This window comes from Microbacterium sp. BWR-S6Y (genome assembly GCF_041379845.1).
Lineage (GTDB): Bacteria > Actinomycetota > Actinomycetes > Actinomycetales > Microbacteriaceae > Microbacterium > Microbacterium hydrothermale.
Window position 1 is genome coordinate 262,056 of record NZ_JBFECV010000003.1, and the last position, 12,840, is coordinate 274,895.

Sequence of the window (12,840 nt, forward strand, 5' to 3'; positions counted from 1 at the left end):
GCACCGGGAATCGGTTGTCCGAACCTACGAAGTCGCCTCCGCGGCATCCGGATCGTCGTTGACGGAAGCTACAAAGCTATCGGCGATCACCTGTGCGGTCTGCTCAATCTGCCAGGGCCGCGCTCCGAGCTCCGAGAGGGCCGCTCCGATCGCCTCCGACGTGATCTCAGCCGGGGGAGCCCACGCGACGCGGCGCAGCGTCTCGGGGGTGAGGAGGTTCTCGGTCGGCATCCGCAGCTCCTCCGCGCGCGCTTCGACGGCCGGCCGCGCCGCCTTCAGACGTCGGTCGGCGTCGGGGTTGCGGTCCGCCCACGCTCGGGGCGGGGGGAGCGTGTCGCTGGGAACGCGATCGGCCGGCAGATCGGTCGACTCCCGCCCCTCGACGATCGCGTTCCACCAGCGGTCCAGCTGCGTTCGGGACGCGCGGCCGTTGAACTCCTTGACACCGGCCAGCGCCTGCTTGCTCGCGGGATCGGCCAGCACGGCGGCCACCAGAGCGCGATCGGGGACCAGCCGCCCGGGGGCCACGTCCTGCTCGCGGGCGTAGTCCTCGCGGGCCTGCCACAGCGAGCGCGCGACCGCGAGGGAGCGGCGGCCCCGCACGGTGTGCAGTCCGCTCAACCGCCGCCACGGATCGTCACGCGGGGGCTTGGGCTCGCGGTCGAGCACCGCCTGGAACTCCTGGCGGGCGAACTCGGTCTTGCCCTGCTCGTCGAGCTCGGCTACGAGCACGTCGCGCACGTCGACGAGGTGCTCGACGTCGAGACCGGCGTATTCGAGCCAGGATGCCGGGAGGGGGCGCGTCGACCAGTCCGCGGCCGAGTGCGCCTTGGCGAGGGTGATGCCGAGCGTCTGCTCGACGACGGCACCCAGCCCCACCCGCTCGTGCCCGAGGAGGCGAGAGCCCAGCTCGGTGTCGAAGATCACCGGCGGCTCGAGACCGCGCTCGCGCAGCGACGGCAGGTCCTGGCTGGCCGCGTGGAAGACCCACTCGGTCTCGCCGATCGCCTCCTGCAGGGGGGAGAAGTCCTCGATCGTCGTGGGGTCGAAGAGGAACACCCCGGCATCCCGACGGAACACCTGGATGAGATAGGCGCGCTGCGAATAACGGAAGCCCGAGGCCCGTTCGACGTCGACCGCGACCGGCCCCGTCCCGGCGGCCAGCGCCTCGCACGCGGCACGGAACCGCGCGGCATCTTCGATCACGATGTACTCAACCACGCGTGGGCCTCCGGGCTCCGAACACGGCAACGCCCTCCGACCCCGGGGGGAGGCCGGCGAGCATGCACACGAGCTCCGCCCACGCCTCGAGGTGCGGGCGGAAGGGACCGCGCGGCGACCATGACGCGCGAAGTTCGATCTGCGAGCCCTCTCCCTGGGCGGCGAGGGCGCCGAAACCGGTAGAGAGGGTCTTCGTGGCGGTTCCCGACTCGGAATCCCGGTCGGCGCCGCGGGAGTCGAGTGCGTCGATCAACCACGACCAGGCGACCTCGGCCAGCAGCGGATCCACACCGATCTCGGGTTCCAGGGGGGCCTGCGCGAAGCAGACGATGCGCCACGCCCCGCCCCAGGGTTCGGGCTCCTCGGGGTCGTGCAGCAGGATGAAGCGGCCCGTTCCGAAGGGCGAGTCGGTGGCGTGCTCCTCGGGACGCACGTCACCGGCGAGGGCGAGCGAGAACGGAGCGAGACCGGCGGGCGAGGAGATCTCGCGGACCACCAGGTCGTCGCGGAACGTGGTGGCGCGGATCTCCTCGGCGGCACGCGCGAACGGTCCGGCGGCCTCCGCCGGGCGATGGTCACTCACGGCAGCAGACTAGAGTGAGGCCTCGATGAACGCTCCCAGGCGCGCCGCGGGTCACCCCGCATCGCGGCGCCGCATCACCGGTTTCCGCATCGCCCTCTCCACCCTGGGGGTCGCTTTCGCCGCCTCGGCGGGCGCGCTCGGCGCGGTCTCCCTGCGCGTCGCGCGAACGGTGGTGCGACCGGCCGGCCGACGGCCCGACACGCGCATCGTCCGCCTCGACGCGACGGCGCAGACCATCACGCTCGCCCGGACGCCCGACACGGCCTTGCCCGGTCGATACGGCTTGTTCACGGTCGGCTCCGTCGAGTACCTGCGCCTCGGTTCCATCGTGGGCGACGACGAGACGACCGTCACCCGCAAGCTGCTCACGCACGTCGCCGCCGACGGCGATCTCGCCCCCGAGGCCGCCTTCAGCGGGTGGTACTTCGACCAGCCGGGTCAGCTGCACCTGCCCGTGCGCGACGTCGACATCGAGACCGGGGTGGGCGCCTGTCCCGCATGGGAGTTCCCCGCCGCCGAGCCCACCGACGTGTGGGTCATCCAGGTGCACGGGCGCGGGACGACGCGCGCCGAGACCCTGCGCGCCGTCCCGGTGTTCCACGCCCTAGGCATCACGAGCCTCGTCGTGTCGTACCGCAACGACGGCGACGCACCGGCGAGCCCCTCGGGCACCTACGCCCTGGGAGCGACGGAGTGGCGCGACCTCGACGCCGCCATCGGCTACGCCCGCCGCCAGGGCGCGCGGCGCGTCATCGTCATGGGCTGGTCGATGGGAGGCGCGCTCGCACTCCAGGCCGCCCTCGAGTCCCCGCATGGCGACGTCATCGCCGGCCTCGTGCTCGACTCTCCCGTCGTGGACTGGCGCACGGTCCTGTCCTTCCAGGGGCGCGCGATGCGCCTGCCGGCACCGGTGATCGCCCTGGCGCAGCGCACCATCCGTTCGGGGTGGGGAGCGGCGATGCTGCGAACGGGTGAACCGATCCCGCTCGACCGCCTCGACGTGGTCTCGCGTGCGCGGAGCCTGCGGCATCCGGTGCTCATCCTGCACAGCGACGACGACGGCTTCGTCCCCTCCGACGCCTCGCACGCCCTCGCCGCGGCGCGCCCCGACCTCGTCACGATGGAGACGTTCACCACCGCGCGCCACACCAAGCTGTGGAACTACGACGAGACCCGCTGGTCGGAGGCCATCGCCCGTTGGGTCCGCGACCGGGGCCTCGCGCGCACCGGGGGCGAGTGACCCGGATGCCGCGCGCCCGGCCGGGCGCGGAGGCACGGGGGACCGGCCGCAGCCCGTACCCCGCCGGCGGCGATGGGCTCAGGCGGCGCGCTTCGCGCGCACCTGGCGCTTCGCGCGCATGAGCATCCCGGTCATCCCCGCGATGCGCAGGGGGCTGACCGCACGGGTGAGGCCGATGCTCTGCGGGAAGTCGTCGGGGACGGCGAGCATCTCGTCGGCGCTCAACCCGGTGAGGCCCTGCGCGAGGATGCTCGCGAACCCGCGGGTCGTGGGCGCCTCGGCGGGGGCCGTCGCGTGCATCGCGACGCGATCGTCGGCGTCGACCGTGACGATGATGTAGACCGGCGACTGGCACTCGGCCACCCGCTCGGCGAGCTCGGGGTGGTCGGCGTACTCCGCGGGGACCTCGGGGAGCTCCTGCGAGAACTCCAGCAGCAGCTGCAGCCGATCGGGTTCGTCGAGCTCGAGGAACTCGTCGCGGATCTCCGCGAGACGGGCGGGGAGGGCGTGTTCGGACATCCGTGTCATCCTCCCACGTCCCCCCGCTCCCGGGCTCAGCGGCCCGGGACCTCGCCGGGCTCGGCACCGGCGACGATGGGCACGCGCACCGCGCTGCCCCACTCCGTCCACGAGCCGTCGTAGTTGCGCACGTCGTCGAAGCCGAGCAGGTGCTTGAGCACGAACCAGGTGTGGCTCGAGCGCTCGCCGATGCGGCAGTACGCGACGATCTTGTCGCCGTCGGCCAGTCCCGCACCGTCGCGGTAGATGGCATCCAGTTCGGCGCGCGACTTGAAGCCGCCGTCCTCGGCCACGGCCTTGCCCCACGGAACGCTCTGCGCACTCGGGATGTGTCCCGCGCGCAGCGCGCCCTCCTCCGGGTAGGCCGGGGCGGTGGTGCGCTCGCCCGAGTACTCCTCGGGGGAGCGCACGTCGATGAGGGGGTTGCCGAGGTGGGCGAGCACGTCGTCCTTGTACGCGCGCAGCACGGAGTCGTCGCGCTCGACGACGGGGTAGTCGGTGGGCTCGACGACGGTCTTGTCGGTCGTCAGCGGCCGCCCCTCGGCGATCCACTTGTCACGGCCGCCGTCGAGCAGACGGACGTCTTCGTGACCGAACAGCGAGAAGACCCACAGCGCGTACGCGGCCCACCAGTTGTTCTTGTCGCCGTAGATGACGACCGTGTCGTCGCGCGAGATGCCCTTCGCGCTCAACAGCTTCGCGAAGCCGGCGCCGTCGACGTAGTCGCGCACGACCGGGTCGTTGAGCTCGGTGTGCCAGTCGACCTTCACGGCACCCGGGATGTGCCCGGTCTCGTACAGCAGCACGTCTTCGTCGGATTCGACGACGACGAGACCCGGCGTTCCGAGGCGCTCCTGCAGCCACGCGCCCGTGACGAGCCGTCCGGGCTCGGAGTACTCGGCGAACTTGGGGGACGTGGTGTCGATCTCGACGGTCACGGAGAGCTCCTCGGTCTTGTCGGCTGATGCGGCGGCATAGGGTGGACACCGCACCATCGACCCTAGATCCACGTCATGGGGCACGCACCCCTGACGTAAGACTCGGACACAGGACGGCCATGACCTCGACCCCCGCCACGACCGGCCTCATCCACCTCACCGATCGCGAGCCCGCGGTCTCGGGCGCCGAGATGGTCAGCGCGCTCGTGCCCCCGCCGCAGTTCGACGGGGCGACGTTCGAGTCGTACCGGGCGGATGCCGCCTACCCCTCGCAGCAGGAGGCCAAGGAGCTGCTCCAGGCGTTCGCCGGGAAGCAGTCGGCTCCGGCGAAGAAGGGAGGGTTCTTCCGCCGCGCCGAGAAGACCCCGCCGGTCAAGCCCGGGGTGTACCTCGACGGCGGGTTCGGCGTCGGCAAGACCCACCTGCTCGCCTCCATCTACCACGCGATGCCCGCCCGCCGGAAGTACTTCGGCTCGTTCATCGAGTACACCGCCCTCGTCGGCGTGCTCGGCTACGCGAAGGCCGTGGAACTGTTCCGCGGATCCGACCTGCTGTGCATCGACGAGTTCGAGCTCGACGACCCGGGCGACACGATGGTCATGACGCGCCTGCTCGGCGAGCTCGTGGCATCCGGAACCCGACTGGCCGCGACCTCGAACACCCCGCCGAACGCGCTGGGGGAGGGCCGGTTCGCCGCCCAGGACTTCCTGCGCGAGATCCAGTCGATGGCCGACAGCTTCCGCACGATCCGCATCGACGGCACCGACTTCCGCCAGCGCGCCATCGACGGCGAGGCGAAGGTGCTCTCCGACGACGACTACCGGACCGCGATCGACACCGCGGCCTCGGGAGCGGTGGCATCCGACGACTCCTTCACCGGTCTCGTCGGACACCTGGCCCGCGTGCACCCCTCGCGTTTCATCCGTCTGATCGACGGAGTCGACGTGATCGGGCTGCGCGACGTGCAGGTGCTGCACGATCAGTCGGCGGCGCTGCGCCTGGTCGCGTTCGTCGACCGCGCGTACGACGCGCAGATCCCGATCCGCGCCACCGGGGTGCCGCTGAACACGGTCTTCAGCGACGAGATGCTCGCCGGCGGATACCGCAAGAAGTACCTGCGCGCGGTGTCGCGCCTGGTCGCCCTCACACACTCCTGAGACTGTCTCATCAGCGGCTCCCATCCGCACGAAACGCGATGTTTACCGGGGGGCTCGGGCTGTAACGTTCGCGAAACACGAGGCGAACGCCGACGGTAACCGGCACTGGGAACACTGAGGGGACCCGACGCTACACCTGCGTCCCTGCAGAGAGGTTTCCTCCGAGATGGATCAAGGCAACACCGCATTCATCCTGATAGCAGCGGCACTCGTGCTGCTCATGACGCCAGGACTCGCGTTCTTCTACGGCGGCCTCGTCAAGGCCAAGAGCGTCATCAGCATGATGATGATGAGCTTCGGCGCGATGGGCCTGATGGGCGTCCTCTGGGTGCTCTACGGCTACTCGATCGCGTTCCCCACCACCGAGGCGGGCACCACCCAGTTCGCCTGGGCGATCGACCCCTCGAACTTCAGCCTCGCCGGTGTGCTCGAGACCCCCGAGGGCGCCGCGTACCCGCCGCTGGCCTTCGTCGCGTTCCAGGCCACGTTCGCCATCATCACCGTCGCCCTGGTCTCGGGCGCCATCGCCGACCGCGCCAAGTTCGGCGCGTGGATGATCTTCGCGGGCATCTGGGCCACGGTCGTCTACTTCCCGGTCGCCAGCTGGGTGTTCAACTTCGGCCTCGCCGATGACGGCTCCTTCTCGTACGGCGGTTGGATCACGCACGGCATGCAGGACATCTTCGGTGTCGGCGCGATCGACTTCGCCGGTGGAACCGCGGTGCACATCAACGCTGGTGCGGCGGCTCTCGCCCTCGCCCTGGTGCTCGGCAAGCGCGTCGGCTTCCAGAAGGGCGCCCACGTCCCCCACAACCCGCCGTTCGTGCTCCTCGGCGCGGGCCTGCTGTGGTTCGGCTGGTTCGGCTTCAACGCGGGCTCGGAGCTCGCCGCCGACGGCACCGCCGCGCTGGCCTTCGTCAACACGATCGCCGCTCCCGCCGCCGCGCTGCTCGCCTGGCTGATCGTCGAGAAGATCAAGGACGGCAAGCCCACCTCGGTCGGCGCCGCCTCGGGTGCCGTCGCGGGTCTGGTCGCGATCACCCCCGCCTGCGCCGCCCTGACGCCGTTCTGGGCGATCGTGCTCGGCCTGCTCGCCGGCGCCGTCTGCGCCCTGGCGATCGAGCTCAAGTTCAAGCTCGGCTTCGACGACTCGCTCGACGTGGTCGGCATCCACCTCGTCGGCGGTCTGCTCGGAACCCTGTACCTGGGCATCTTCGCCAACACGACCGGCCTGATCTACAGCGGCTCGTTCAACCAGCTGATCGTCCAGGCGATCGCCGCCCTCGCGGTGCTGGCCTACTCGTTCGTGCTCGCCTTCATCATCGGTTTCGCGATCGAGAAGACGATCGGCTTCCGCGTGAAGAACGAGGACGAGATCGCCGGCATCGACACCGTCGTGCACGGCGAGGAGGGCTACGTGCTCTCGGACGTGCGCGGCTGAGTCCGCTTCACCCCGAACGGGGCGTCACCGATTCGTCGGTGGCGCCCCGTTCCGCGTGTCTAGGGTGGGCCCATGGGAACGACTTCTCGCGTGCTCTCGGCGCTGCTGCGCCTCTTCCGGTCCGGATCGGCCCCGACCGCCCCCTCCCGCTCCACCCCTCCCGCCACGGCCCCCACACGGCGTCCTGCGGCCCCCTCGAGGCCCGCGACGCCCTCGGCCGCACCGGCGGGCACCGAGACCGTCGAGATCGCGCCTCCGCGCCGCCTGACGCTCTCGTACGCGCCCGAGCGCGACGGCGCTCCCGACGGGGGAGAGATCGTCTGGACCTGGGTGCCCTACGAGGAGCGCGACGGCCGCGGAAAGGACCGTCCCGTGCTCATCCTCGGTCGAGCGGATGCCACCCGCTCCTACGCCGTGCGACTGACCAGCAAGCCCCACGACGGCGACCGGCAGTACCTGTCGCTCGGCACGGGAGAGTGGGACCCGCAGCGGCGTCCGTCGTGGGTCGACGTCGAGCAGGTCTACCTCGTGCACGACGCCGGCATGCGGCGCGAGGCGGCCGCCCTCGACCGCGCGCGGTTCGACACCGTCGCCGCGGCTCTGCACGCGCGTTACGGCTGGAGCCGAGGCTGACCGGCGCCCTGCTCGACGGGCCGCGGGGGCGCCGGCTCTGTCTCGAGTACGCCTGTCGGGATTCTCGCGTCGCCCAGCTCGTGAGTTCTTACGCGTTCCATCATCACGACGGCGGGTCCCGAGTCCTCGCCGTCACCCGAGGGGAACCCGCACCGATCCCCGACCCCGGCGTAGACGAGGTGGCGGCTGCGCTGGCCTCGGTGCCCGGAGCAGCCGTCGACGACGTCGCCCTCGCCGCCGCCCTTCGCGCGACGGTCGACGTCGCGCGGTACTGGCAGGAGCCGGACACGATCGACCGGCTCTGCGCCGATCCGCGCGTCGCCGATGCATTGCGTCCGCTCGCGGGCGACCTGCTCGCGGCCCGCGGAGAGTCGTGGACTCTGCCGCGCGTGACCGAGCAGTGGGCCGTGCGATGGCGGCTGCGCGAAGCTGCCGGCGCCCTCACCGCGGAAGCGACCGCCACGCTCGAGAAGTGGGACGACGAGCTCCGCGCCGGAGAGGAACATGCTCGGCTGCACGGGCCGGCGGACCCGATCGCGCGGGTGTCGGGGGAATGGTGGTCGGTGCCCATTCGGCTCCTGTCGACGCGGGGGAGCAGAGACGCCGCGCTCGATCTCATCGAGGACGCGTTCGGCGACGAGGTCGCGACGCTCATCCCGGTCACGGGGTTTGGGCGCACGCTCGAAGTGACCGGGGCCGTCGACTGGGCCGAGCTGTGCCGTCGATACCCGGTCGAGGTGACCGCATCCCGCCGGCACGACTGGTACCGGACGACGGGACGCGACGGGCGCTGGCTCGTGCCGGATTGGAGGCGCATCGCACGGGAGTGGGACGCCGTGCATCTGACCACGCTCGGATACCTCGACGGGGCGACGCGCACGATCACCGTCGACGACGAGTACGCGAGCGTGATCGCCGGGTGGGAGCCCGACTCGACGATCTGGCTGAACGACACGGTCACCGAGACCGGCCCCCGTCAGGAGTGGCGACGAGAACATCCGAGCGCGGCGTGGACGCGGACGGGGTGAGCCGGACTCGCCCGAGAACGACGAAGGCCCCCGGAGAACCGGGGGCCTTATCGGTGGGCGATACCAGACTCGAACTGATGACCTCTTCCGTGTGAAGGAAGCGCGCTACCAACTGCGCCAATCGCCCGCATCCCGAACGGCACTCATCGATCGTACCGGATGCGGAGACGTGCTTCGAACCACGGGCGAAGACACGCGCGGGGCGCACCTCGTTTTGCACCCGCGCTCAGATCGGGTAATGTCTTACGAGTGCTCGGGGCAAGCCCCGGGAACGAAATGCGGATGTAGCGCAGTTGGTAGCGCACAACCTTGCCAAGGTTGGGGTCGCGAGTTCGAGTCTCGTCATCCGCTCGAGTGGAGGGAACTGTCGTCAGTGTCACTGACGGGCAGATCACGACACGTGGGTCGAACCACATCACGGTGGCGTGGCCGAGCGGCTAGGCACCGGCCTGCAAAGCCGTTTACACGGGTTCGAATCCCGTCGCCACCTCGCCTCACAATAGAACAGCCTGTATAGGCGCGATTGGCGCAGCGGTAGCGCGCTTCCCTGACACGGAAGAGGTCACTGGTTCGATCCCAGTATCGCGCACCGAATGAAACCCCCGGCTCGCCGGGGGTTCTTTCGTTGTGGGCGCCGGACGCGAGCTGCCCGGCCGAGCCGACCGCGATACGACGCAGGCCCGCGAACGACCTCGCCGCACGTGACCGCTTCGGCCCTGCGGCATCCGTTGAGCGGGTCGAAGCGAAGAGCGCGTCAAGCGCCTCGAGCGCACCAGGGCGAAGGGGCGCCAGGGGAGGGCTCGAACGGCCGCGCGCGATACTGCTGCGAGAAGGGGCCGCCGCCGGCCTCGTCCGCCGCGGAACACGTCCTCGCACGGCGCGGACGGGTTTCACCCACGGGGCCCGGACCGGGCGGAAGTCTCCGCCTCGCGGGGGCTCGCTCCCGCCAGCGTCCCCGGCGAACCGGGGGGAGTGGTCGTCCCCGCCGCCAGTAAGGGGGGCTGCGGAGTGCCTGGCGGCGGGGACGAGACGACGCTAACCCATGTCCACCGAAAGGGGGACACCGATTTCGCTGTCTTGTGCCACCGTTGCGGCTTTCTTGCGCCCGCCTTGAGGTTCGGCATAGGCGCCGCACAGGCCCCGACCCGCCGTCGGCCCCGTCAGATGACGGAGATGCTCTGCAGGTACTGCGCCACCCGCTCGTGATCCACGCTGTCCAGAGCCTTCCCGTCCGCCCGGCGAGCCGAGGCGAGAGTCGTCAGCGACTCGTTCGTCAGCCCGAACCGGTACGTCTCCAGCGACACGATCACAGGCCCCACCTGCGGTACGTCATAGCTCCCCATGGCGGAGAGCGTATGGGCGCGAGGCGTGCGTATGGAAGCGCTCCCACATCATTCTTCGCGAAGCGGCCCGACATCCGGGATCGAGCGCAAGCCCGCGACCCCGGAGAGCCGCGCCGATACCGTGGGGGCATGACGGTTCCCGACACCCACTGGCGCGAGATCGCCTCGTCACCCTTCGTCTCCTTCGGCACCTACCGCAAGAACGGAGCCCTCGTCGCCGTACCGGTGTGGATCGCGCGCGACGGAGACGAGCTCGTCGTCACGAGCGAGCGGACCACCGGAAAGGTCAAGCGGCTGCGCAACGACTCCCGCGTCGTGCTGCGCCCGTGCAGCAGGATGGGAGCGGTCGAGCCGGACGCCATCACCGTCGAGGCGAACGGTCGCATCGCCGGCCCCGCCACCGACGACGCACGGGCCGACACGGCGCTGCGACGCAAGTACGGGCTGCAGTACCGCGCGATCCTCGGCTTTGAGGCTCTCGTCCGCCGCATCCAGCGCAAACCGGGCGACCGCGTCATCCTGCGGATCTCGCGCACCGCCTGACGCATCGGTCGCGGCCCCTGGCCGCGTTGCGCCACGCGTTACCCGCCGAACGATGCGGAAGCAAGGGGGTTTGCGTGCGCGAAGTCGGCGGGGGACAGTGCTCTCGGAGACGGCGTTGCGCCTCCGGTCGATCGCGTTGCCTTTCTCGCCTGGAGATGCGCACCACCGGAAGGCCGATCGCCTCGGGGGTCATCATGGGCAAATTCATCTACGACGGCGACATCAAAGTCGACTTCGAGGACCGACTCCTCGCGCACCTCCAGGCGGTGATCATGGCGAAGGTCCGGCGCGGCGAGTCCTTCCCCTTCACCTGGAAGGACGACATCAGCACCGGGGGAGGACGCACCACCGTGTACATCCACCCCAACGTCTCGCTCGTGTTCAAGTACCACGGCAGCCGCACCCCGCAGCTGAGCCCCGCCTGGCTGCACGCGCTCACGTACAACGCCAACTCCGGACGCGGGCTCTACGTCATCCCCGAACCCGACGACTTCCCGCCGCGCGAGAGCGCGCAACGACCCGAGATGGTCTTCCGCGAGGTTCCGAACGAGCAGTATCGGGCCCCGGCGCAGACCTGAGGCGGGAATGCCACCCGACCTCGCGCTCGTTCCCTCCCGTATGACCGCCTGGAACGACGCCAAGCCCTTCTTCGAGACGAACGCCGTCGCGCACCTGTCCACGCTGATGCCGGACGGCTCGCCGCACGGCATCCCGTTGTGGGTGGGGGTCGACGGGGATCGCCTCATGATCTTCACCGAGGTCGACACCCTGAAAGACCGCAACATCCGCCGCGACCCCCGGGTCGCCGTCTCCGTGACCGGCGCCGACAACCCGTACGCGATGGCGTTCGTCCGCGGAGAGGCGGTCGAACGCATCGACGGCGACGCCGCGCTGCCGTTCGTCGACCGCATCTCGACGCTCTACACAGGCGAGCCCTACGGACTGCGCGAAGGGCTGGCGGTCTGGTTCATCGAGCCGCGCAAGGCGTGGTCGCGGACGTACGAGGACTGACGCTCAGAGGACGAGCGGAAGGACGCCCAGCAGCAGGATCAGCGGGGCGATCACGGCGCCCAGCGCGATGAAGCGGCTCCAGCGCACCTCGATGCCGGCTGCCACGAGACGGTCGTGCCACAGCAGCGTCGCGAGAGACGCCCAGGGGGTGACGATCGGGCCGGCGTTGACGCCGATGAGCAGCGCGGCGAGGCGCTCGGGCGAACCCGCGACCGACTCGAGGGCGAGGTAGGCGGGGAGGTTGTTGATCCCGTTCGCGACCAGCGCGCCGACCCCCGCGAGCTGCCACAGCGATCCGAGGTCGTCGCCCGTCCCCGCGAGCACCGACATGACCCTCCCGCTGCCGAGGGCCTCGAGAGCCCCGACGGCGAGGAAGAGTCCGCCCGCGAACACCAGCAGCGACCACGGCACCAGACAGATGCCGAGCGCCTTCGGCGCGCGCAGGGCGAACGCCACGATGAGCACCACGGCGGCCGCGACGGCCGGCATCCAGGGCTCCAGCCCCACCACGAGCAGCGGGAGCAGGGCCAGGGTCACCACCCCCGCCACCCGCAGCAGGATCGGATCGGACACGGCCGGGGGCGCGGCATCCGGGTACGTCTTCGGCAGACGCCGCAGGAAGACCACCGTGAGCACGATCACCGAGACCGCGATCGCGATGAGCGCCGACGGCCCGAGCAGCACGAGGAACGCGACGGGGTCGTGACCACCGCCGAGGGCCTCGGATGCCAACAGGTTGGTGAGGTTCGACACCGGTAGCACCAGCGAGGCGGTGTTCGCCAGCACCACCGTCACGAAGGCGAACGGCAGCGGGTCCATCTTGCGCGCCACCGCCATCGCGACCACGACGGGCGTGAGCAGCACAGCAGTGGTGTCGAGGGAGAGGAAGGCGGTCGCCACCGTCGCCAGCAGCACGACGAGGGCCCAGAGCAGCGCCGTGCGCCCGCGGGCGATCCGCGCGAGGCGCGCCGCCACGACGTCGAACAGGCCCGCCTTCGACGCCAACTCCGCCACGATCGTGACGGCGACGACGAACAACAGAATGGGCCAGACGCGCTCGGCGACGGCGACGGCGTCGTCGGCGGGGAAGGCGCCGGTGAGCAGCGCGACGATCCCGAGGATCCACAGCACGCCGCCGATGATGGCCAGAGTCACCGCTCCACTATGGGGCACGCACCGTGCC

14 protein-coding genes and 4 tRNA genes are annotated in these 12,840 nt (G+C 70.6%); 11 read left to right on the forward strand and 7 right to left on the reverse strand.

Annotated features, from left to right (window positions below):
• Window positions 1–24: 24 nt before the first annotated feature.
• Window positions 25–1,221 carry a ribonuclease D gene (locus AB1K56_RS08385; RefSeq protein WP_371205282.1) on the reverse strand — a complete coding sequence of 399 codons (1,197 nt, stop codon included), beginning with the start codon at window positions 1,219–1,221 and terminating at the stop codon, window positions 25–27.
• A complete protein-coding gene (locus AB1K56_RS08390) occupies window positions 1,214–1,804 on the reverse strand; it encodes a DUF3000 domain-containing protein (RefSeq protein WP_371205283.1) in 591 nt (196 codons plus the stop codon). Before AB1K56_RS08390 ends, AB1K56_RS08385 begins: the two co-directional genes overlap by 8 nt.
• 25 nt (window positions 1,805–1,829) lie before the next feature.
• Between AB1K56_RS08390 and AB1K56_RS08395 the strand changes: the two genes are divergently transcribed.
• On the forward strand, window positions 1,830–3,044 hold the full coding sequence (locus AB1K56_RS08395; protein ID WP_371205284.1) for an alpha/beta hydrolase family protein: 1,215 nt from the start codon (window positions 1,830–1,832) through the stop codon (window positions 3,042–3,044).
• Window positions 3,045–3,122: 78 nt separating this feature from the next.
• On the opposite strand, the gene AB1K56_RS08400 is transcribed toward AB1K56_RS08395, so the two are convergent.
• Together AB1K56_RS08400 and AB1K56_RS08405 are read right to left on the reverse strand one after the other, a co-directional pair.
• Window positions 3,123–3,563: a SufE family protein gene (locus AB1K56_RS08400; protein WP_136585640.1), complete on the reverse strand. Its 441-nt coding sequence runs from the start codon at window positions 3,561–3,563 to the stop codon at window positions 3,123–3,125.
• Between the two features lie 35 nt (window positions 3,564–3,598).
• On the reverse strand, window positions 3,599–4,501 hold the full coding sequence (locus tag AB1K56_RS08405) for a sulfurtransferase (protein WP_371205285.1): 903 nt from the start codon (window positions 4,499–4,501) through the stop codon (window positions 3,599–3,601).
• A gap of 119 nt (window positions 4,502–4,620) precedes the next feature.
• Between AB1K56_RS08405 and zapE the strand changes: the two genes are divergently transcribed.
• The 4 genes from zapE (at window position 4,621) to AB1K56_RS08425 (ending at window position 8,760) form a co-directional block, all read left to right on the forward strand.
• The gene (gene zapE / locus AB1K56_RS08410) at window positions 4,621–5,658 is read left to right on the forward strand and encodes a cell division protein ZapE (protein ID WP_371205286.1); all 1,038 of its coding nucleotides are present in this window, start codon (window positions 4,621–4,623) and stop codon (window positions 5,656–5,658) included.
• A 166-nt stretch (window positions 5,659–5,824) separates the two neighbouring features.
• Window positions 5,825–7,099, forward strand: a complete 1,275-nt coding sequence (locus AB1K56_RS08415) for an ammonium transporter (RefSeq protein WP_136585643.1) — start codon at window positions 5,825–5,827, stop codon at window positions 7,097–7,099.
• 72 nt (window positions 7,100–7,171) lie between these two features.
• Window positions 7,172–7,732, forward strand: coding sequence for a type II toxin-antitoxin system PemK/MazF family toxin (locus AB1K56_RS08420; protein WP_371205287.1), 561 nt, complete (start codon window positions 7,172–7,174; stop codon window positions 7,730–7,732).
• A 179-nt stretch (window positions 7,733–7,911) separates the two neighbouring features.
• Window positions 7,912–8,760 carry a hypothetical protein gene (locus AB1K56_RS08425; RefSeq protein ID WP_371205288.1) on the forward strand — a complete coding sequence of 283 codons (849 nt, stop codon included), beginning with the start codon at window positions 7,912–7,914 and terminating at the stop codon, window positions 8,758–8,760.
• Window positions 8,761–8,814: 54 nt separating this feature from the next.
• On the opposite strand, the gene AB1K56_RS08430 is transcribed toward AB1K56_RS08425, so the two are convergent.
• Window positions 8,815–8,887, reverse strand: a tRNA-Val gene (locus AB1K56_RS08430).
• A 151-nt stretch (window positions 8,888–9,038) separates the two neighbouring features.
• Between AB1K56_RS08430 and AB1K56_RS08435 the strand changes: the two genes are divergently transcribed.
• The 3 genes from AB1K56_RS08435 (at window position 9,039) to AB1K56_RS08445 (ending at window position 9,349) form a co-directional block, all read left to right on the forward strand.
• Window positions 9,039–9,111 (forward strand) — tRNA-Gly (locus AB1K56_RS08435).
• A gap of 68 nt (window positions 9,112–9,179) precedes the next feature.
• Window positions 9,180–9,250, forward strand: a tRNA-Cys gene (locus AB1K56_RS08440).
• 27 nt (window positions 9,251–9,277) lie between these two features.
• A tRNA-Val gene (locus AB1K56_RS08445) sits at window positions 9,278–9,349 on the forward strand.
• Window positions 9,350–9,920: 571 nt separating this feature from the next.
• On the opposite strand, the gene AB1K56_RS08450 is transcribed toward AB1K56_RS08445, so the two are convergent.
• Window positions 9,921–10,103 (reverse strand): hypothetical protein, encoded by a 183-nt coding sequence (locus tag AB1K56_RS08450; RefSeq protein ID WP_371205289.1) that lies wholly within the window; start codon window positions 10,101–10,103, stop codon window positions 9,921–9,923.
• A gap of 129 nt (window positions 10,104–10,232) precedes the next feature.
• On the opposite strand from AB1K56_RS08450, the gene AB1K56_RS08455 reads away from it, so the two are divergent.
• The 3 genes from AB1K56_RS08455 (at window position 10,233) to AB1K56_RS08465 (ending at window position 11,657) form a co-directional block, all read left to right on the forward strand.
• Window positions 10,233–10,646, forward strand: coding sequence for a PPOX class F420-dependent oxidoreductase (locus AB1K56_RS08455; protein WP_371205290.1), 414 nt, complete (start codon window positions 10,233–10,235; stop codon window positions 10,644–10,646).
• A gap of 194 nt (window positions 10,647–10,840) precedes the next feature.
• The gene (locus AB1K56_RS08460) at window positions 10,841–11,224 is read left to right on the forward strand and encodes an ATP-dependent DNA ligase (RefSeq protein ID WP_136585646.1); all 384 of its coding nucleotides are present in this window, start codon (window positions 10,841–10,843) and stop codon (window positions 11,222–11,224) included.
• A gap of 7 nt (window positions 11,225–11,231) precedes the next feature.
• Window positions 11,232–11,657, forward strand: coding sequence for a TIGR03618 family F420-dependent PPOX class oxidoreductase (locus tag AB1K56_RS08465; RefSeq protein WP_371205291.1), 426 nt, complete (start codon window positions 11,232–11,234; stop codon window positions 11,655–11,657).
• A gap of 3 nt (window positions 11,658–11,660) precedes the next feature.
• Here the strand turns inward: AB1K56_RS08465 and AB1K56_RS08470 are convergent, their stop codons facing one another.
• Entirely contained in the window at window positions 11,661–12,812 is a 1,152-nt protein-coding gene (locus tag AB1K56_RS08470; RefSeq protein WP_371205292.1) for an SLC13 family permease, read from the reverse strand.
• Between the last annotated feature and the right edge of the window lie 28 nt (window positions 12,813–12,840).